The 23,941-nt window shown below is 65.6% G+C and carries 1 protein-coding gene (only partly in view); it reads right to left on the reverse strand.

The annotated features are described in order from the left end of the window. Positions 1–23,941, reverse strand: partial view of a non-ribosomal peptide synthetase gene (locus BH95_RS09265; protein ID WP_099052201.1) — the 3' portion only. Its footprint extends 6,152 nt past the window's final position; only the last 23,941 of its 30,093 coding nucleotides appear in the window; its start codon lies beyond the right edge, outside the window; it ends in the stop codon at positions 1–3.

Raw genomic sequence — 23,941 nt, forward strand, 5'->3', positions numbered from 1 at the left:
TCAGGGGCCGACTACGTCCTCGGCCGCGGAAATCATCGTCGCTACCGCTTCCGCGTACCCCTGAGCACCGAGCGCAGGGAGGATTCCAGGCACCAACTGCGACAGAGCAACGGTGACCAACGCCTCGGGCTTGAGGGTCGCACCCATCGCCTTGGACACCGACGCGAGCTTGTCCGACAACTCCTCGAACGAGATCTCACGCCCCTCGTGCGCCAGAACCGTCGCCGCAGGGCTCACCGACGCAGCCTCCGACACCAGCGACGGAAGGTCGTCCACTGTCCGCGGAGCCCGTTTCGGTGTCAGCGCCGCACGTTCCGACTCCGTCAGGATGTCGATCGATCGAAGCGTCACGGACGGATCCTGGGTGACCGTGTCGAGGATGCGCCGGAACCTGTCCGCGATCTTCTCGACGGTCGATCTCGTGAAGATCGAGGTCGCGTAGTTCAGCAGCGCCCGGACGTCGGTGAGCGCACCGAACTCGTCGAACTGCTCGATCGCAGTCAACTGCAGGTCGAACTTGGCTTGATCCTCGTCTGCCGCCAGGGTCGACACCTCGAGCCCGGGAAGCTCGAACGTGCCGCTGACAGCGTTCTGGAACGTCAGCATCACCTGGAAAAGCGGCGAATACGCACTGGATCGCGTTCTACCCATCTGCTCGACGAGCCGCTCGAACGGCACGTCGGCGTTGCCGAAGGCCGCCAGGTCGCGGTCACGCGTGTCCGCCAACAACTCGGAGAACGTCGACCCTCCCTGCACGGACGAACGCAACACCAAGGTGTTGACGAACATGCCGACCAGATCGTCGAGGGCTTCCTCGCCTCGGCCCGCCGTCGGCGTTCCGACAGCGATGTCGTCGGTGCCGCTGAGCCTGGCCAGCAGCACCGCCAACGCACTGTGGACCACCATGAAGACGGTCGCGTTGTGCTCGCGAGCGGTCTTCTCGATACGCCCCGCGATATCGGCACCGAGCGTGAACTCGTACGCCTCACCGATCGTCGACTGCCTCGCCGGTCGCGGATGATCGGTCGGCAAGGGCAACAAGTCCGGAAGCCCGGCCAACTCACGAGTCCAGAACGCGAGCTGCCCACCGAGTGCACTGTCCGGGTCGTCCTCACTACCGAGCACCTCGCGCTGCCACAGGCTGAAGTCCGCGTACTGCACCGGCAACGGTGCCCACTGCGGAGCATCCCCCGCGGCACGAGAGGTGTACGCGAGCATCACGTCGCGGATGAGCGGGCGCATCGAGAACCCGTCTGCCGTGATGTGATGCGCAACGAGCGCGAACACGTGATCGGTGTCGGACAAGGCGAAGAGAGCCGCACGAACCGGCACCTCGCTCGTCACGTCGAAGCCTTCACCGAGGATCGCGCCGACGCGGCCGAAGACGTCGCTCTCCGTGACGGGAATCGGCGTCAGATCCGGCAGAGCGTCCGACACCGAGCCGATCAGCTGGATCGGTCCGTCCTCACTGTCCGGGTACCGCGTCCGGAGCACTTCGTGACGTTCGATCACATCGGCCATGGCGGCTGCGAACGCTGCCGTGTTCAGCGCACCGGTGAACCGCACGGCTGCCGGGATGTTGTACGCAGCCGACGAGGTGTCCACCTGATTGATGGTCCACATCCGTTGCTGCGCAAGCGACAGCGGAACCGCGTCCGGCCGGATGCGCGGAGCGAGCGGAACCCGCGCCCCGCCACCGACGAGTGGCTGAACCCGTGCGGCCAGCGCCTCCACCGACGACGCTTCGAAGATCGTCCGCACCGGAATGCGGGTATCGAGGGCTGCGCCCAGTCTGGACACCACCTGCGTCGCGATCAGGGAGTTTCCGCCCAGTGCGAAGAAGTCGTCGTCCAACCCGACACGAGCGAGACCGAGCACGTCGGACAGCGTTCGTGCGACGACTTCCTCGATGGGATTGGTCGGGGCCCTGAACTCCCCGACGGTCGTCTCCGGCTCCGGCAGTGCTGCGCGATCGAGCTTGCCGTTGGCGTTCAGCGGCAACGCATCCAGCATCACGTACACCGACGGAACCATGTACGACGGGAGGATTCGGGTCAGCTCGATCCGAATCGTCTCGGCATCTGTGCCGTCTTCGCCCCCGGCGAGGTTCGGCACGACGTACGCCACCAGCTGGTCACCGGTGCGTCCGTCGTTGTAGACGGTCACGGCGGTGTCGCGAACGGAATCGAGTCCGCGCAAGGCAGATTCGATTTCACCGAGTTCGATGCGGTATCCGCGAACCTTGACCTGGAAGTCCGCACGCTCGATGTACTCCAGCTCACCCGAGCGCGTCCACCGCACGATGTCGCCCGTTCGGTACATACGTTCCGAGCTCGCATACGGATTTGCGACGAATCGATCGGCTGTCAGATCGACCCGACCGTGGTAGCCACGCGCCAGCTGAGATCCCGCCAGGTAGAGCTCACCGCTGACGCCGACGGGAACGGGCTGCAGACGCGCATCGAGAACGTGAACCCGACTGTTCCACTCCGGTTTTCCGATCGGAACCGTCGTGGTGTCACCGTCGACGACGCGGTGCGAGGTGATCGACACCGCCGCCTCGGTGGGCCCGTACAGGTTGTACAGCTCCGCGGAACTCGCCTTCTTCAGCGCCGACGCGGTCGCCGCGGGCAGTGCTTCACCGATCGCCAGGACTCGCCGCAGCGTCGGTGGCAGTGCACCGTCGGACACCGTGGTCAGCATCGACAACATCGACGGCACCACGTGCAGTGTCGTCACCTCGTGGTCACGGAGCAGACCCAGCAGGTAGTCCGGATCACGGTGACCGTCGGCCGAGGCGATCACCATGGATGCACCGACGGTGAGGGCGGACCAGAACTCCCACACCGAGAGGTCGAACGTCGCAACGGTTTTCAGCAGCACCGAATCCGACGAGTTCATCCCGAATTCCGCGTGTTTCCACACCAACTGGTTGACGATGGCGCCGTGCGAAACCGCGACGCCCTTCGGCTTACCGGTCGACCCGGAGGTGAAGATCACGTACGCCGTGTTGTCGGCGCGAAGCGCGCGGTTGTCACTGCGAAGCGCGCGCGCGTCCGTCGTCCGGCCTGCATCCGCGTCCTTCTCGAGATCCGCCAGATCGACGGAGCCGTCGATGACGACGTTCTCGCGAGCCGTGGTGATCACGCAGACCGGTGCCGCCACGGACAGGATGTACTCGGTGCGTTCGATCGGCTGATCTGGATCGAGAGGAACGTACGCACCCCCGGCCTTGGCGATCGCGTACATCGCGACCACGAGGTCGGTGGACCGTCGAATGGCAAGTCCCACCAGACTTTCGGGTCCGACGCCGCGCTCGATGAGCGACCGCGCGACGCGCTCGACGCGAGCGTCGAACTCGGCGTAGGTGAGCGAGACACCGTCGAACACGACCGCGGTCGCGTCCGGGCTGCGCCGTACCTGCGCGTCGTACAGATCGACGAGAGTTCGGTCCGCCCCGAGGTCGCGAGCGGTGTCGTTCCACGTCGACACCAGCTCGACGCGTTCGCCGGGCGAGGTGATGTCGATGTCTCCGACCGGAACGTCCGGCCGCGCCACGACCTCCTCCAGGACGCGAACGAAGCGTGCGACGACGGCGTCGACCGTCTCTGGCTCGAAGAGATCAGTCGCGTAGGTCATCAGCGCCTCGAAGCCCGCAGGCGCACCCGAGTCGTCGTACTTGTCCGCCAGGATCAGGTGCAGATCGAACTGCGAGTTACCCGAGTCCGCGTCCACCGCCGACACCGTCAGATCACCGAGCTCGAGGGCCGTCTGCGCCACGTTCTGGAACGAGAAACCGACCTGGAACAGCGGGTGCCGTGCCGTCGACCGCGTGGGGTTGAGGACCTCCACGAGGCGTTCGAACGGAACATCAGCGTTGGCGAACGCCCGTAGATCCGTCTCGCGTGCCTGCGCGAGCAGGTCCACGAAGTCCCGGCCGCCGTCCACGTCGAGTCGGAAGACCAGAGTGTTGACGAACATGCCGACGAGATTGTCCAGCGCCGCTTCTCCGCGTCCTGCGATGGGCGTACCGACGGCGATGTCGTTCATGCCCGACAGGCGCGCGAGGAGTACCGAGAACGCCGCGTGCACGGCCATGAACACGGTCGCATTGTGTGCGCGAGCGAGCTCCTGCAGTGCGGCGTGTGTACCGGCCGGAACCGTGAACTCGACGCGGCCGCCCCGGAAACTCTGGTCTGCAGGACGCGGCTTGTCGATCGGCAGGGTCAGCTGGTCCGGCAGGTCTGCGAGTGCAGTCTTCCAGTAGTCCAACTGTTGCGCGCCGACCGACGTCGGATCGTCTTCTCGGCCGAGAACCTCGCGTTGCCACAGCGCGTAATCGGCGTATTGGACCGGCAGTGGTGTCCACTGCGGTTCGGTGCCCGTCGTCCTCGCCGCGTACGCGGTCATCAGGTCGGTCGTCATCGGAACCATCGACGAACCGTCGGCGGAGATGTGGTGAACCACCATCGCCACGACGTACTCGTCGGCACCGACCCGGAACAGGGTGACGCGTACCGGAACTTCGGTCGTGACGTCGAATCGGGTGGCGGCCAGCGCCATCACCTTCTCGGTCACCGACGCCGGATCGGCATCCTCGATGTGCAACGAGATCCCGGCACGCTCGGACGAGAGCACCCGCTGTACGGCACCACCGTCCGTTTCCGGGTAGACCGTTCGGAGCGTCTCGTGGCGTGCCACGAGGTCACCGATGGCCGCGGAGAACGCGTCCTCGTCGAGGCGGCCCGACAGGCGAAGTGCCATCGGGATGTTGTACGCCGTCGACGCACTGTCGAAGCGGTTGAGGAACCACATGCGCTGCTGCGCCAAGGACAACGGCACGTTCGCCGGCCGTTCGCGGGCGACCAGTTCGGTGCGCCCACCTCCGACGGCGGACTCGACGCGTGCAGCCAGGTCGCCGACCGACGAGGCTTCGAACAACAGCCGCACCGGCACCGACGCATCCAAGGCACTACCGAGCCGAGACACCACCTGCGTTGCGAGCAACGAGTTTCCGCCGAGCGAGAAGAAGTCGTCGTCGACACCGACGCGCGCGACACCGAGCACGTCTGCGAACACTCCCGCGACGATCTCCTCGATCGGTGTCGACGGCGCACGGAACGCCGTGGCCACCGCCGCGGGCTCCGGCAGAGCACGCCGATCGAGCTTGCCGTTGACCGTCAACGGAATCTCGTCCATCTGCACGAACGCGGAGGGAACCATGTACTCCGGAACGGACTGCGCCGTTCCCGCTCGCACCGCGTCCAGGTCGGCAGAACCCACCACGTAGGCAACGAGACGAACCGCACCCGGCGAGTCCTCACGCACCACGACCGCCGCCGCTGTCACGCCGTTCTGAGCCGAGACGGCAGCCTCGATCTCGCCGAGCTCGATGCGGAATCCTCGCACCTTGACCTGATCGTCCGCACGGCCGAGGTACACCAGCTCGCCGCTACCGTCCTCACGCCGCGTCCATCGAGCAACGTCGCCTGTGCGGTAGAGCCGACCCTCGCCGAAGGGATTGGCCACGAACCGCACCGACGACAGGTCGGCGCGTCCGAGGTAGCCACGAGCCAACTGCCCACCGGAGACGTACAGCTCGCCCGCCACTCCCACGGGCACCGGGTTCAACCGAGTGTCGAGCACGTAGACACCCAACCCTGTGATGGGTGCACCGATCACCGACGCCGAGCCGATGGACTCCGCCGTCAACGGGCGGTAGGACACGTGGACCGTCGTCTCGGTGATGCCGTACATGTTCACCAGTCGCGGCCCCGCCGTGCTGCCGTCGCCGTGGCGGTCGAACCATCCAGCGAGACGACGAGGCTCGAGAGCCTCACCACCGAAGATCACGTACCGCAGAGACAGCTCACCCGCATCCGCGGCCTGCACCCGGTCGAGTTCGGCAAGTTGGTAGAACGCCGACGGCGTCTGATTCAACACCGTGACACGTTCGGCGGCGAGAAGCTCGCGGAACGCTTCCGGTGACCGGGACGTGAAGTAGTCCACCATCACCAGCGTGCCGCCGAAAGCCAACGGACCCCACAGCTCCCACACCGAGAAGTCGAACGCGTAGGAGTGGAACATCGTCCACACGTCGTCCGGCCCGAAACCGTACGATGCGTCCGTGTTGTCGAGAAGTCGGACGACCGTACGATGCGGAATCAGCACACCCTTGGGACGACCCGTCGAACCCGACGTGTAGATGACGTACGCCAAGTGCTCGGGACGCAACGGAGCGCGTCGATCCGCATCGGACACCCTGTCCGCATCCTCACGGCCGTCACTCTCTCCGCTGACACCGATGCGCCCCTCGCCTTCGAGTCGAGACAAGTCCACGACCGGGAGGGAACCGGCGCGCACCGGTGCCATCGACTCGCCCTCCAGCACAGCCGAATCGGTGAGGACCGCAACCGGACTCGCATCGTCGACCATGAACGCGATCCGCTCGGACGGGTACGACGGGTCGATCGGCAGGTAGCCTGCGCCGGCCTTCAGCACCGCCAACAAGCCCACGATCAATTCGACCGACCGCGGGAGCGCCACCGCAACGAGCGCATCCGGACGTGCTCCGACCTCGATCAGAGCTCGCGCGACACGATCGGCCCGGCCGTCGAGTTCCGCGTACGTCACCGACTCGTCTCCGAAACGGACGGCTACACCACCCGGATGCGCGGACACAGCTGCCTCGAACCGATCGATCAGCGTCGCCTCGCTCACCGACACGTCCGAACCCGACGAACTCCACTGAGTGAGAACACGATCACGCGTCAGCGCATCGACGATCTCGATGTCACCGACCGCCCGAGACGAATCGGTCACGACACCACCGAGAACAGCGAGGAACTGCTCCCCCATCGACACGACCGTCGACTCGTCGAACAGATCGGTCGAGTACGAGACGTAGCAGGTGTAACCGCCGCCGGTCTGCTCCTCGAAGGTGAACTGCAGGTCGAACTTCGCGATCTCCGCATCGAACTGCACCGCCTCCGCGGACAGGTTCGGCAGTTCCAGGGCCGTGCGACCGAGGTTCTGGAATGCGAGCACCACCTGCACGAGCGGATGACGAGCCTGCGACCGCTGCGGGTCCAGGATCTCCACCAAGCGCTCGAAGGGAACGTCGGCGTTGCCGAACGCCTGCAGATCGACTTCACGTGCCTGTGCCAGCACCGCGTCGAACGCAACTGCAGGCGACACCTCGGTGCGCAGTACCAGCGTGTTCACGAACATGCCGATCAAGTCGTCCAAGCGCGCATCACCGCGTCCTGCGACGGGCGTACCGATCGCCACGTCCTCCGACGCGGACAACCGCGCCATCAGCACGGCCAACGCTGCGTGCACGACCATGAACACGGTCGAATCGTGTTCCCGCGCAAGCTCTTCGAGACTGCGGTGCAGAGACGGTGAGACGGAGAACTGTGTGGTTCGCCCGCGGTAACTCGCCACGTCGGGTCGAGCGTGGTCGAACGGTAGGTCGATCTGATCCGGCAACCCGGACAGCTGAGACCTCCAGTAGTCGATCTGCGCCGACACGAGCGACGACGCGTCGTCCTCACTGCCCAGAACGCTGCGTTGCCACAGCGTGTAATCCGCGTACTGCACGTCCATCGGTTGCCACTGCGGTCGATCGCCGGCAGTGCGTGCCGCGTAGGCCGTCATCACGTCGCGCGTCAGAGGGCCCATCGAGAACCCGTCTGCAGCAATGTGATGCACGACGAACACCAGAACGTGCGACTCGGGGCTCACCTCCAGCAACCGAATGCGCACGGGGACGTCTCGAGTGACGTCGAACCCGATCGAGACGATCGACACGACCTCGTTCACCACGTCCGATTCGGACACAGCGTGCGGCGCCAGATCGATGGAGACCTGGGACGGCTCGAGGATCACCTGATGCCCGACACCGTCGACCTCGGGGTAGACCGTCCGCATCGTCTCGTGGCGGGTGAGGACGTCGGTCACCGCGTCGCGCAGCGCCTCGGTGTTCAACTCGCCCGTCAGTCGTATCGCGACGGGGATGTTGTTGACCGCGGAGGCAGAGTCGAAACGGTTGAGGAACCACATCCGCTGCTGAGCGAGCGACAGCGGAATCCGTTCCGGGCGGTCCTCAGCGGCCAGTGCGACACGGCCCTGCGAGCCCGTTCCTTCGGCCCCCACGTGTGCTTCCACTGCACGTGCGAGACCGCCGACCGTGGTGGCGTCGAAGAGAACCCGGATCGGGACCGTCGTGTCCAGGGCAGCGCCGAGCCTGGCGACGACCTGCGTCGCCACCAGTGAGTTGCCGCCCAGGGAGAAGAAGTCGTCGTCCAGGCCGACGGACTCCACGCCGAGCACGTCGGAGAACACCGTCGCAACGGCCTGTTCGATCGGAGTCGAGGGCGCACGGAATTCCGCGGCCGAGACCTCCGGATCGGGAAGTGCCCTGCGATCCAGCTTGCCCGAGCTCGTCAGCGGAAGACCGTCCAGCAGCACGACAGCCGACGGAACCATGAACGCAGGCAGTCGAGTCTCGGCTTCCGACGAGATGTCCGCGACTGTCGTGCGTGCCGTCCACGGAACGACCCATGCCACCAGACGATCGTCGCGTACGGCCACCACAGCCTGTGCGACCGCAGGGTCGGCGACGAGGGCGGCCTCGATCTCACCGAGCTCGATTCGTTGTCCGCGCAGCTTGACCTGGAAATCGGAGCGGCCGACGTACTCGAGTTCGCCGGCTGTGTTCCACCGCACGACATCACCCGTGCGGTACAGCCGCCCGAGTCCGAAGGGGTTCGCGACGAATCGGTCCGCGGTCAGATCAGGTCGTGAGCTGTAGCCGCGTGCCAATTGAACGCCACCGAGATACAGCTCTCCCTCGGAGCCGTCGGGAGCGGGCCGAAGAGCGTTGTCGAGCACGTACACCTGCGTGTTCCAGACCGGTCGACCGATCGGGACACCGCGGGTGTCCGCGGCGACGAACTCGTGATACGTCACGTCGACTGCGGCTTCGGTCGGCCCGTAGAGGTTGACCAGCCGCGCCGACGGAAGCAGCGACACGATCTTTGCCGCAGTCGATTCCGGCAATGCCTCACCGGACGCGAACACCCACCGAAGGTCGCGAGCATCGGCTGCACCTGGTTCTGCCGAGAACACACCGAGCATCGACGGCACGAAGTGCGCCACCGAGACCGACTCCCGCGCGAACAGCTGTGCGAGATATGCGGGATCGCGGTGACCGTCCGGCCGCGCAACGACGGTTCTCGCGCCGACACGCATGGGCCAGAACAGTTCCCACACCGACACGTCGAACGTCACCGGTGTCTTCTGTACGACGGTGTCGGCGTCGTGCAGTCCGTACTCGGCCTGCATCCACTCGAGGCGGTTGACGATGGCGCGATGAGTGATCGTGACACCCTTGGGCCGACCCGTCGAACCCGAGGTGAACAGCACGTATGCACTGTTGTCCGGCCCGACGGTCCGGTCCGACGGACCGAGCGCAACCGCCGGATACTCCGACAGCGACAGCGTGTCGATGTGCATCACCGGGGGTGAACCTGCACCCAGCTCCACCGCGTCGCGCTCGGTCGAGAGCACGAGCACCGCGTTCGCCACGTCCACGATGTACTCGAGACGATCGACAGGCTGTTCCGGATCGAGAGGAACGTACGCTCCGCCTGCCTCCACGACGGCGTAGATGCCGACCATCAGATCGATCGACCGGCGCATGCCGACTGCCACCGCGATCTCCGGCCCGACACCGTGGCCGGCCAGGTAGCGCGCCAGCCGATGGACGCGGTCGGCGAACTCGCGGTAGCTGATCGTGTCGCCTTCGAACGTCAAGGCAGGTGCGTCGGGAGTCGATTCTGCGCGGGAGAAGAAGGCGTCCAGGATCAACGCCTCGTCGACGGCATGATCGGTCTGGTTGCGATCGACGACCAGGGCATGACGTTCGTCGTCGCCGAGAAGGTCGAGGTCGCCGACCCTGACGCTCGGATCGACGGCCACGGCGGTGAGAATGCGCTCCATCCGGCCGATCAGTGCTGCCACGTGATCTTCGTCGAACAGGTCCTCGAAGTACTTCAGTGTCAACCGAATTCGGTCGTTCGCGACGATGAGCAACGTCAGCGGGTAGTGCGTGCTGTCGTTCGACTCCACACCGGACACGGCCATGCCGTCGATGTTCGACGCCTGGGCCGCGAGCCCTTCTTCGTCGACGGGGTAGGACTCGAACACGGTCAGTGTGTCGAAGAGGGCACCGACACCGGCTGCGCGCTGGATGTCGGTGAGCCCGAGGTAGTGGTGATCGAGCAGATCGGCTTGCTCGGCCTGGAGCCTCGTGAGCGCCGACTCGACGGACTCGGCTGCGTTCAGGCGAACACGGATCGGGAGTGTGTTGATGAACAGGCCGACCATCGACTCGACGCCGGGAAGTCCTGCAGGCCTGCCGGATACCGTCGCGCCGAAGACGACGTCGTCCCGTCCGGTCGATGCCGACAGCAGGATTCCCCACGCGGCCTGAACCAGCGTGTTCACGGTGACTCCGAGGCGGGCGCCCAAGTGCGTCAGCGACGAGGACAGCTCTGCCGACAGGACTGTCTCCACGGCACCCGACCGTGACGTGATCTCACGTCCCGCGGCACCGGGAGCGAGAATCGTCGGCTCCGGAGCGTCCTCGAACGCTCGGGCCCACACGCCTTCGGACCGTGCTCGATCCTGACGTGCGATCCAGGACAGGAACGTTCGGTAGGACGACACACGCGGCAGACCGGACGCGTCGCCGTGTGCGGCGTACAGAACCAACAGGTCCCGCATCAGCAACGGCATGGACCATCCGTCGAGCAGGACGTGGTGGTTCGCGAACAGCAGCCGACTGTCGTCCTCGGTGATCTTCACCAGGGTGAAACGCACGAGAGGTGCCGTGGCGGTGTCGAATCGAGCTTCCTGCTCCCCCGCACGCAGCTCCTCGTACGCACGCTCACGATCTCCCGACGGGAATCCGGACAAGTCGTGCTCGGCCCACGGGAGTTCGACGTCGTCCTGGACCACCTGAACGGTGGAGCCGTCGGCGACCGTCACGAACGCGGTCCGCAGGTTGTCGTACCGGTCGACGAGCGACGCCGCAGCGGTACGAAGACGACCGGCATCGACGTCGCCGGTCAAGCGCAGAACCATCTGCATCGTGTACACGTCGACGGACGACTCCGCGAGCAGTGCGTGGAACAACAAGCCCGATTGCAGCGGCGCGAGCGACCAGATGTCACGCGTCGACGGGTAGCGCTGTTCGACGACGTCGATCTCGCGCTGACCGATACGGACCAGCGGGACGTCCGACGGTGTCAGACCGCCTGCGGTACCGTCCGCGACGTGAGCGGCCAGAGCGGTCAGCGCGCCCACCCAGAGGTCGGCCAGTTCCCGAACGTCGTCTGCATCGATGGCACCGACGGGGAATGCGAACGTCGCAGCGAGCGCCGAATCGTCCCCGGCTCCGCGGACGATCGCATTGATGTCGACGGTCTTGTTCGCCGCCATGTCGGCGTCACCGCTGATGGTCAGATCGTCGAAATCGGTTGCGGGCAGCCACCCTTCGATTCCTTCCGGAACCTCACCGGTGCTACCACGACCGAGGTAGTTGAAACTGATCTGACCGGTCGACAGCGAGCCGAGCTCGTTCGCGGTGTCCTCGTTGAGGTACCGCAACAGCCCGTATCCCATGCCCTTGTCCGGAATGCCGAGCAATTGTTCCTTGACCAGCTTGACCGCGGCACCGATGGAGGGGCCACCGTCGAGTGCGTCGGCGAGGTCGACTCCGGTGAGGTCGAGACGGACCGGGTACATGCTGGTGAACCATCCGACGGTGCGCGAGAGATCCGCACCTGGAATCAGTTCTTCTTCGCGGCCGTGCCCTTCGAGTTGAACCAATGTCGCAGGCGCATCCACTCCGCGACGCGCACGGAACTCTCGTACGGCAAGGGCAAGACCGGCCAACAGCCCGTCCGACACTCCACCGTGGAAGGCATCGGGCACTGCGGTCAGCAGGGCGCGAGTCACGCTCGGCGACAACTCGATCGCACAACGTTCCACCGTCGACGTGACGTCACGGGCGGGGTCGAACGGGCGCGTACCGAGGACCGGGTCCGGAGTTCCCGCGACGCTGCGCCACAGATCCATCTCCGAGAGACGACGAGGCGAACGCGCTTCGTCCGCGAGGGCGTGCGCCCAGCGACGCTCCGACGTGCCGACCTCGGGCAGAGCGGGGACTGCACCCGCCGCCGTCTGCGCCCAGGCGGAGACGAAGTCCGGAACAAGGATTCGCCAGGACACGCCGTCGACGACGAGGTGGTGTGCCACGACGACGAGACGGCCGCTCCTCGACGAACCGAAATCGACCCAGACGAAGCGGAGCATGTCGCCTGCGAACGGGTCGAGATGCGACATCGAATCGTCGACGGCCGCTGCGGTACGAGCCAGAACCTCGTCGAGGTCGAGCTCTGCGCCCACTTCGATGCGGTCGACGAGACGATCGATCGACACCGAACCGGGTGCGGAAGTCTCGAGACCCCACCCCTGGGACTCGTTCACCAGGCGCGCCCGGAGTCCGTCGTGGCGGTCCACCACGGCGAGGATGGTCGACACGATTCCCTGACGGTCGATACCGACGGGCAACTCGAGGGTCACCGACTGCACGAAGCGATCGAACGACCCACCCCGATCGGTCATCGACCGAGCGAACGGAAGCAGTGGTGCCCAACCGATTCCGCCACCGTCGAGCTCACCGAGAACGACCTCGTCGACGAGGTTCTCGGCAGCGGCGGCCACCGAAGCGAGACCCGCGACGGTCTTCTGCTCGAAGACGTCGCGTGGGGTGATCACGACACCTCTCGCCCGAGAGCGTGCAACGAGCTGGATCGACACGATACTGTCGCCGCCGAGCGCGAAGAACGAGTCGTCGATGCCGACCGCGTCGAGACCGAGGACGTCCGCGAAGACCTCGCTGAGTACTCGCTCGACATCGGTTTCGGCACCGCGGAACTCGGCCGAGCTCTCGAACGTGTGCTCCGGCAGCGCTCTACGGTCGAGCTTGCCCGACGGTCCCACCGGAAGTTCGTCGAGAACGAGAACCGACACCGGAACCATGTACTCCGGAAGCGTGGTCGCCGCCGACGCGACTACAGCATCGACGTCCACCGACGCGCCTGCAGTGGGCACGACGTAGGCGACCAGCTGATCGCGTACGACCAGTACGACGGCCTGAGCCACCGAATCGGCACGCAGAAGAGCGGACTCGATTTCTCCCAGCTCGATTCGCAGACCACGAAGCTTGACCTGGAAGTCCGAGCGACCGATGTACTCGAGCTCGCCGTTCGACGTCCAGCGAACCAGGTCGCCGGTGCGGTAGAGGCGGCCACCGTGCCTGTCCGCCGGATCGGCGACGAACCTGTCGGCCGTCAGATCGGGACGCGAATGGTAACCGCGAGCGAGCTGCACACCGGCGAGATAGAGCTCCCCCACCATCCCGACCGGCACCGAGCGAAGTCGATCGTCCAGCACGTGAACTCGGGTGTTGTACACCGGACGCCCGATCGGCACCGACGCGACGTCCGCGTCGACGACGTCGTGGTAGGTCACGTCGACGGCCGCTTCGGTGGGGCCGTACAGGTTGACCAACCGAGCGGCCGGCAGAACCGACCCGATCATCCGCGCGGTGGCCGGCGGCAACGCCTCACCGGACGCGAAGATCCATCGAAGCGCGTCGGCACCGTTCGCTGTGGGCTCCGCGGCGAACACGGCAAGCATCGACGGCACGAAGTGCGCGACCGAAACCCGCTCGCCGCGCATCAACTCCGCCAGATAGACCGGGTCGCGGTGTCCGTCCGGCCTCGCGATCACCAAACGGGCGCCGATCTGCAGCGGCCAGAAGAGTTCCCACACCGACACGTCGAACGTCACCGGTGTTTTCTGCACCACCACGTCATCGGCCCGTAGACCGTACTGGTCCTGCATCCAGACAAGGCGGTTCACGATGGCGGCGTGAGTGATCGTCACGCCCTTCGGCCGACCTGTCGAGCCCGAGGTGAACAGCACGTATGCCGCATTCGACGGACGCAGAACACCGAGGCGGTCCGCGTCGACGAGCGGCGCATCCGAGTACTCGTCGAGCCCCAGACGGTCGATCTCGAGCACCACCGCGTCGTCCGCGCGGAACCGTTCTCGCGACGTGGTCAGAACCGTCGCCGCCGCGGAGGTGTTCAGGATGTACTCGACGCGATCGGCAGGCTGATCCGGATCGATCGGCACGTAGCCTGCACCGGTTTCCAGCACGGCGTACACGCCGACCATCAGATCGAGCGAGCGCTTGAAGGCAACCGCGACAAGCGATTCCGCGCCGACACCGCGCTCGACGAGGGCACGGGCGAGTCGATTGACCCGGCGATGGAACTCGGCGTACGTCAGTGATTCGCCATCGAACGTCAGCGCCACCGCGTCGGGCGTCCTCGCCACCTGGGCGTCGAACATCGAGACGAGCGTTGCCGACTCGTCGACATCGTGAGCGGTGTCGTTCGCGGCAGCGATCAGTGCGCGTTCGCTCGGGTCGGACAGGTCGACGTCGCCGATAGCGACCGTTCGATCCGCGGCGAAAGCCTCGAAAATGCGTTCCAGCCGGCCCATCATGGTGGCCACGGCAGCGCCGTCCAGAACATCGGTCAGGTACTTCAGCTTCAGATGCACCTGTGAATCCACCGCGATGAGCAGCGTGAGCGGGTAATGGGTCGCGTCCTCCAGCTCGACCCCGGACACCGACATGCCGTCGATGTTCTTCGCCTGTTCGGCGAGACCGGCCTCGTCGACTGGATACGACTCGAACACCGTCAGGGTGTCGAACAACGCTCCCAGATTCGCAGATCGCTGAATCTCGTTGAGCCCCAGGTAATGATGATCGAGCAGATCGGCTTGTTCACCCTGCAGCCGCACCAGTACGGACTCGACCGATTCGTGGCCGTCGAACCGGACACGGACAGGGAGGGTGTTGATGAACAGACCCACCATGGATTCGACGCCTGCCAGACCCGCCGGGCGTCCGGACACCGTGGCGCCGAACAACACGTCGTTGCTTCCTACGGACCGACCGAGGAGCAGACCCCACGCTGCCTGAACCATCGTGTTCAGCGTGACACCGAGTTGCGCTCCGACCGAGTGAAGCGCCGACGACAACGCCGGGCTCAGATCCAGAATCACCTCACCGATATCGGTGGACGCCTCTCCGGCACGCTCGGCCGACGTGAGCATCGTCGGTTGCTCGACACCTGCCAAGGCCTCGATCCACTTGTCGACCGAGACGCGTGCGTCCTGCTCCGCGACCCAGCCGAGGAACGACCGGTAGGAGCGCACGCGAGGCAGCAACGACACGTCACCTGCAAGCGCGTACAGAGCCAGGAGATCTCGCATCAACAGCGGCGTCGACCATCCGTCGAGAAGAAGGTGGTGACTCGACACGAGGAACCGTACGTCGGTGGCCGACACGGTCACGAACGTGAACCGCATCAGCGGAGCCGACGTCAGATCGAACGGCTCGATCTTGTCGGCCGCACGGAGCTCGTCGAAGGCCGCCTCGCGCTCCGATTCCGGCAGCGACGTCAGGTCGACGTCCCTCCACGGCACGTCGACTCGATCCAGCACCAACTGAACCGACGTACCGTCCACATTCTGTACGAATGCCGTCCGTAGGTTCTCGTACCGGTCGAGCAGCGCCTGAGCAGCACCGTGAAGACGCTCACGCTCGACGTTTCCGCTCAGCCGCAGCACGACCCGCATCGTGTAGACGTCGACCGACCCAGCCCGTGTGTCGGTCGACTGGGCGATCAACGCATGGAACAGCAAGCCCGACTGCAACGGGGCGAGCGACCAGATGTCCGCCGCCGCAGGGTACGTCGCCTCCCATCGATCGATGTCGGCCTGCGACACGGACACGAGCGGAACGTCCGACGGAGTCAGTCCCCCTGCGTTGTCTCTTGCCACGTGTTCGGTCAGCGCGGTCAGCGCACGATCCCACAGCTCGACCAGTTCGGACACCTGGGTGCGGGTGAGCATCCCTGTCGCGAACGTGAAACTTGCGGTCAGACGGGGTCCGTCGACAGTGTCGACAACGGCAGAGTTGATGTCCACCGCGGCATTGGCCGGCATGTCCGGATCACCCGGTGCACCGACGTCCGCCAACACCGCGGACGGGAGCCAGGCGCCGCCGGTCAGTTCCGCCGAGATGCCCTCGGTGGACACGCGTCCCAGGTAGTTGAAGCTGACCTGCGGAGTGCTCGCGCTGGACTGCAGAACCTTGGCCGTCTCACCGTTCAAGTAGCGGAGCAGACCGTAGCCCATTCCCTTGTCCGGCACAGCGAGGAGCTGTTCCTTCACGGCCTTGACCGCGTCGCCGACCGCTGTGCCACCGGCCAGAGCGTCGTCGACGTCGATCCCGTTCAAATCGAGCCGGACCGGGAACGCACTGGTGAACCATCCGACGGTGCGGGAGAGGTCCGCACCCGGCACGATGTCTTCCTCGCGACCGTGGCCCTCGAGCTTGACCAGGCTCTCGGAGGTCACAGCGCCGGTTCGGGAACGCCATTCGCCGAGAGCCAACGCCAGGGTGGCCAGAAGTCCGTCGTTGACACCACCGTTGAACGCGCTCGGTACTCGGGTGAGCACGGCGTCGGTGACCGCCGCGGACAGTTCGATGTCGACGCGGTCGGTCGACGACAGCGTGTCGACTCGCGCGTCGAACGCGCGAGAACCGATTCGCGGATCGGTACCTGCCAGAACGTCTGTCCACCAACCGATTTCAGCTTCACGCTCGCTGTCGTGAGCGGCGTCGACCAAACCGTGGGCCCACCGACGCATCGACGTACCGACGGCAGGAAGTGTGATCGGCTGCTCGGCCGCTCCCTGCCCCCATGCCACGGCGAGGTCGGGCAGCAGGATTCGCCACGACACGCCGTCGACCACGAAGTGGTGTGCAACCAGGAGGAGGATGCCTGCCCGCGCAGGCCCGTCACCGACGAAGTCGAACCAGACGACTTCCAACATCCGACCACGCTCGGGATCGAGGCGGTCCTTTGCCTCGTCGAGTGCGGACTCGGCACGCGCGCGAACCTCTGCGTCGTCGAGCCCGGAGTCGAGCTCGACGCGAACCAGCAGATCCTCGACGTCGACGGTGCCGTGATCCCGGACGTAGAACGTCCACTCGCCGCCTTCGGCACGCTCGACGACGGACCGAAGCACGTCGTGGTGATCGACGACCGCGCCGATGGTCCTGCTCAGCAGCCCGTGGTCGATGCCGGTGGGCAGCGTGACCGCCACCGACTGCGCGAACCTCGCGAATCCACCCGGACCTTCGAGGATGGATTTCATGATCGGCGTCAGTGCCAGCGGACCCAGTCCGCCGCCGGGCAGCTCTTCCACCACCGGGACGTCCGTGGTCTCGCTCATCACGGTGGCGACCTCGGCAAGCGCGGCAACGGACTTGCGCTCGAACACGTCCCGAGGGGTGAACGAGATACCCCGTGCGCGCGCCCGCGAGACCAGTTGAATCGACACGATGCTGTCGCCGCCGAGAGCGAAGAACGACTCGTCGACGCTCACACGCTCCATGTTCAGAACATCGGCGAAGACTTCGGCGATGATCGTCTCTATTTCTCCGGTCGCACCGCGGAATTCCTGTTCGGCGAACACCGGTTCCGGTAGCGCCGCACGGTCCAGCTTGCCCACCGGGGTCAACGGAACACTGTCGAGGACGATGATCGACGCCGGGACCATGTGCGCAGGAAGAGTTTTCGCCACGAACTCGGTGAGACCCTCGACGTCCACTGTCGCCCCACGCGCCGGGAGCACATAGGCAACCAGACCGGTTGCGCCGCTGGGAAGTTCACGTCCGAGCGTGGCCGCGAAGGACACGCTGTCGTGTTCGGTCAGTACTGCGTCGACCTCGCCGAGTTCGACACGGAATCCGCGGACCTTGATCTGGAAGTCCGATCGCCCGACGAACTCGATGGTCACGGCGTTCGGGTCGGCGATCACGGCGTCCGATCCGAAGGTCCAACGGACGACGTCGCCGGTGCGGTACATGCGCGCACCGGGAGCACCGTACGGATTGGCGACGAAACGCGACGACGTCAGATCCTCGCGCTCGTGATAGCCCCGGGCGAGAGCGCCGCCCGCGAGATAGAGCTCACCTGCGGCACCGACGGGAACCGGGTGCAGACGCGCGTCGAGAACGAGCGCCGACATTCCGTGGATCGGTCGGCCCACGGTGATGGGCATGCCCGGCCGAAGCTCGGCGAACGTGGAGATGATCGTTGTCTCGGTCGGACCGTACCCGTTGAAGTACGTACGGCCCGGCGCCCACCGAGCGAGGAGATCGGGGGTGGTGACGTCGCCGCCGACGGAGACGACCCGGAGACTGTCGATCCCCGCCGCGTCCACTGTTCCGAGCACGGCGGGGGTGATGATCGTGTGGGTCACCTGCTCGGTCACGAGCAACTCGGCGAGGTCCTCGCCGCCGATGATGGTCGACGGCACGACGACGAGGGTCGCGCCTTCGGAGAACGCGGCCATCCATTCGAGAACCGACGGGTCGAAGCTCGGCGAACAGATGTGCAGGAACTTGGATGTTCGGTCCAGGTGATACAGGTCGGTCGCCGCGTCGAGCACGCCGCCCAGACCACTGTGCGTGACGACGACGCCCTTGGGGAGTCCCGTCGAGCCGGAGGTGTAGATCACGTACGCGGCGTGATCGATGGACAGCGGCGACGTGCGATCCGCGTCGGTGATCGGAGTGTCGGACTGCCGAGAGACCGCCGCTGCGAAATCGGCGCCGTCGGTCACGAGCCACTCGATCGCCGAAGGCAGTTCCTCGACGTGGTCGCTCGACGTCAGGCCGAACAGTGCGCCCGAGTCGCCGACCATGTGCTCGATGCGTCCGGACGGGTAGTTGGGATCGACCGGAAGGTGTGCAGCGCCTGACTTGGCCACCGCCCAGACCGCGGCGACCATGTCGTACGAGCGCGGGAAGGCGAGTGCGACGATGCGATCCGGGCCGGCGCCACGTTCGATCAACGCGCGCGCGACACGCGTGGACGTCTCGTCGAGTTCTCGATAGGTGATGGAGCGGCCGTCCGCGCGCACTGCCACACCGTCGGGATCGATGTCGACACCGCGCTGGAAGATCTCCGGCAGAGTACCGCCGTGCGTCACCTCGTCGCCGTGGACGTGAGTCAGCCACTGGTACTCGTCGTTCTCGAGAATGGTGAGGTCACCGACCGGACGATCGGGTCGCGCGACGACACCTTCGAGAATTCGAACGAACCGGCGAGCGAACACCTCGACCGTCGAGCGGTCGAACAGAGCTGTCGCATAGGTGAATTCGGCGGAGATACCGGTCTGCGCACCCGATTGATCGGTGTGCTCGGACAACAACAACGACAGATCGAACTTGGCGACGTCGATGTCGAAATCGACCGCGCTGACCTTGAGCCCCGGCAGTTCGAAGCTGGTCTGCGGCAGATTCTGGAACGACAACGCGACCTGGAACAGCGGGTGGCGTGCTGTGGAGCGTTCCGGGTTCAGGATCTCCACGAGTCGCTCGAACGGCACGTCGGCATTTCCGAATGCCTTGAGGTCGCCCTCGCGAGTCGCCTCGAGGAGGTTCTCGAACGAACGACTCGGTTCCACGTCGGAGCGCAGAACGAGCGTGTTGACGAACATGCCGATCACGTCGTCGAGTTCCGCTTCACCACGCCCGGCGATCGGCGTGCCGATTGCGATGTCCGACGTTCCGGACAAGCGGGCCAACAGAACTGCAAGCGCCGAGTGAACGACCATGAACAGTGTCGTGCCGGTACGGCGAGCCAGTTCGACGAGGTCTCGGTGCAATTCCGGTTCGATACGGAAACTGCTGGTGCCACCGACGAAGGACTGTACGCCGGGACGCGGACGATCGAACGGCAGAACGAGTTCCTCGGGCAGACCCGCGAGCGTCGACTTCCAGAAATCCGCCTGCGTCGAGATCAACGACCGAGGGTCGGATTCGTCTCCGAGTGCTTCACGCTGCCACAGAGTGAAGTCCGCGTACTGGACCGCGAGCGGAGCCCACCCAGGCTCCTCGCCGACCGTTCTGGCGGCGTAGGCGATCATCACGTCGCGCGTCAACGGGCCCATCGACCAACCGTCGGCGCTGATGTGGTGCGCGACGAACACGAGCACGTGCTCGGTGTCGGTCACGGCGAACAGCTCGGCGTGGAGCGGTACTTCCCGCGTCACGTCGAACCCTGTCGAGACCACCGACGCGATTCGTCCCGGAAGGTCGTCCTCGGCAACGGTGACCGGCACCAACACGGGAACAGCCGACGACGTCGGCAGAATGACCTGTGAGGCGACTCCGTCGGTCTCCGGATAGACCGTGCGCAGCGCTTCGTGACGCTCGAGCACGTCGGCGATGGCGGCCTGCAGCGCCGACACGTCGAGGCTTCCCGAGAGCCGGATTGCCACCGGGAGGTTGTTCACAGCGGACTCGGTGTCGAAGCGGTTGAGGAACCACATTCGCTGCTGCGCGAGCGACAGCGGAATGTGATCCGGACGTGGGCCTGCGACGAGTGCGACGCGACCACCACCGACGTGCGATTCCGCACGGGCAGCGAGACTTTCGACGGTCGAGGCCTCGAACAGCGTCCGTACGGGCACGCGGGCTCCGAGAGCAGCACCGACTCTCGACACGACCTGCGTCGCGACGAGCGAGTTTCCGCCCAACTCGAAGAAGTCGTCGTCGAGACCCACGCGCGGCACACCGAGGACCTCGGCGAACACACCGGCCACGATTTCCTCGACCGGTGTGCGGGGCGCACGGAACACTCGCGCTTCGAACACCGGATCGGGCAGAGCCCGGCGATCGAGCTTGCCGGACGCGTTCAACGGGAGAGCATCGAGCACGACGAAGGTGGACGGCACCATGTAGGTCGGCAGCACCGTGGAGACGGCGGATTGCAATGCCCCGGTGTCCACCGTTGCACCCGGGACGGGAACGACGTAAGCGACGAGCTGATCGGAACGAACCAGAACGACTGTCTGAGCCACCAACTCGTGTCCGAGCAACGCGGATTCGATCTCGCCGAGCTCGATGCGAAGACCGCGCAGCTTGACCTGGAAGTCCGTGCGTCCGAGGTAGTCGAGTTCCCCGGCAGCAGACCATCGAACGAGGTCGCCGGTGCGGTACATCCGAGTGCCGTCGCCGAAAGTCGAGGCAACGAAGCGATCTGCCGACAGGTCGGGACGACCGAAGTAACCGCGTGCAACCTGTGCGCCCGTCAGATAGAGCTCTCCCGCGACGCCGATCGGAACCGGACGCAACCGAGAATCGAGCACGAGCACCCGTGCGTTCCAGACCGGCGACCCCATGGGCGCCGAGGCGCCGGGGACGGACACGCCCGGAGTCCCTGCCACGGCACGCGCGGTCGCGTGAACCGCGAACTCGGTCGGACCGTACAGATTGTGGATCCGTGCGGAAGGAAGCGCCGACGCAGCGGATCGGACCACCGATGTCGGAAGAGCCTCACCTGCAACCAGAACCGTCCGCAGTGAAGGACATCCGGCGGGACCGACGGCCGAGACGAATGCGGACAGGACGGACGGCACGAACGACGTCGCGGTGACGCCCTCCGACTCGATGACGGACACCAGATACGCCGGGTCGCGATGACCGTCCGGCTCGGCGACGATCAGACGGCCACCGGCAGCGAGCGATCCGAACAGTTCCCACACCGACACGTCGAACGTGAACGGAGTTTTCTGCAGAACAACGTCTTCGGTGCTCAGACCGTACTCGGCGACCAGCCACAAGATCTGGTTCACCACGGCGGAGTGCGAGACGGCGACGCCCTTGGGCTTACCCGTGGATCCGGACGTGAAGATCACGTAGGCGACGTTGTCCGCGCGGAGCGGCGCGAGGCGATCCGCATCGGTGATCGTCGCCGCCGAGTGAGTGCTCGTGTCGAGCGAGTCGACCACGACGATCGGTACGTCGACTCGGATGTCCAGGTCGTCGTGTGAGGTCGTCAACACGGCGATCGGCGATGCGACCTCGAGAATGTACCCGTTGCGCTCGGCCGGCTGGTCCGGGTCGACCGGGACGTAGCCCGCTCCCGATCGCAGTACTGCATAGAGAGCGACGATCATCGACAACGATCGACGCATCGCAACGGCGACCGTCTCGTCCGGTCGCGCGCCACGGGCGACGAGTTCGCGTGCGAGGCGATTGACACGTGCGTCGAGGTCTGCGTAGGTGACGCCCTGCCCGTCGAACACGACGGCAACCGAATCGGGGCGTGCGGCCACCTGCGCGTCGAAGGCATCGAGAAGTGTTGCGTCGACGCCGAGTTCGTGCTCGGTGTTGTTCCAGGATTTCAGAATCAACCCACGCTCGACGGCGTCGTACAACTCTATGTCACCAACGGGAACGGAACTGTCTGAGATGACGGCGCCGAGCACGTGCAGGAAGCGGTCTGCGAACGCCTGAATCGTCGATTCGTCGAACAGATCTGTCGCGTAGGTGAATTCGGCCGCGAGACCGTCCGCGTCGCCATCCGATGTCAGTCGCTCGGTGAGGGTCAGCTGCAGATCGAACTTCGCGACGGCGACATCCAGATCGAGGCTGTCGATGCTCAGAGCGGGGAGGTCGAGATGAGTCGGCCCGAGGTTCTCGAACGACAGCATCACCTGGAACAGAGGGTGCCGTGCCGTCGACCTCGACGGGTTCAACACCTCGACGAGGCGCTCGAACGGAATGTCCGAGTGCGCGAATGCCCCGAGCGCAGCTTCGCGTGCGTGAGCCAGCAGGTCGTTGAAGCTCTCGTGGCCGTCGACGTCGGTCCGCAACACGAGGGTGTTGACGAACATGCCCACGACGTCGTCGAGAGCCTGCTCGCCGCGCCCCGCCACCGGAGTTCCGACGACGATGTCCTCGGTTCCCGACAGGCGTGCCAGGAGCACCGCCAGCGAGGCGTGGACCACCATGAACAGCGACGCATTGCGCTCTCTACCGAGATCGAGAAGCCCCGCATGGATTCGCGGCTCGATCTCGAATTCCACCGTCCCACCGCCGAACGACTGACGCGCGGGACGCGGACGATCCGTCGGGAGGTCCAGTTGATCAGGGAGCCCGTCGAGCGTCGACTTCCAATACGCGACCTGCTGAGAGATCAGCGAGGACGCGTCGTCCTCCGATCCGAGGACCGCGCGCTGCCACAGGGTGTAATCGGCATACTGGACCGGAAGCGGAACCCATGCCGGCGACTCCCATTCCGTCCGTGCGGCGTACGCGATCATCACGTCGCGCGCGAGCGGACCGAGCGACCAACCGTCGGCCGAGATGTGGTGGACGACGATCGTCAGAACGTGCTCGGTCGGGGTGATCTCGAACAGCTGCGCGCGCACCGGAACGTCCGCGGTGACGTCGAAACCCGTGGCGGCCAGGTGCGCGATGGATCGTTGTAGATCAGTCGCAGTGGTCGATACCGGCATCAGGTTGGGAACGATCTGTGCCGCGTCCTGAACAACCTGATGCGGACCGTCCGCCGAGTTGGGGAACACCGTCCGCAGCGATTCGTGGCGGTCGATCACGTCCATGATCGCGACCTGCAACGCCGGCACGTCGAGAGCTCCGGACAGACGGAGCGCGATGGGCAGGTTGTAGGTGGCCGACTCGGTGTCGAAACGGTTGAGGAACCACATACGCTGCTGCGCCAGCGACAGCGGAATACGTTCCGGCCGAACACCTCTGGAGAGCTCGATGCGAGCGCCTCGTCCAGCTTCCTGCTCGACCCTGATCGCCAGCTGGGCTACCGTCGGTGACTCGAAGATCGCCCTGACCGGCACCTGCGCGTCGAGCGCAGCACCCAGCCTGGCGACGACCTGAGTCGCGACCAGC

The organism is Rhodococcoides fascians A44A (genome assembly GCF_000760735.1).
GTDB classification, from domain to species: domain Bacteria; phylum Actinomycetota; class Actinomycetes; order Mycobacteriales; family Mycobacteriaceae; genus Rhodococcoides; species Rhodococcoides fascians_E.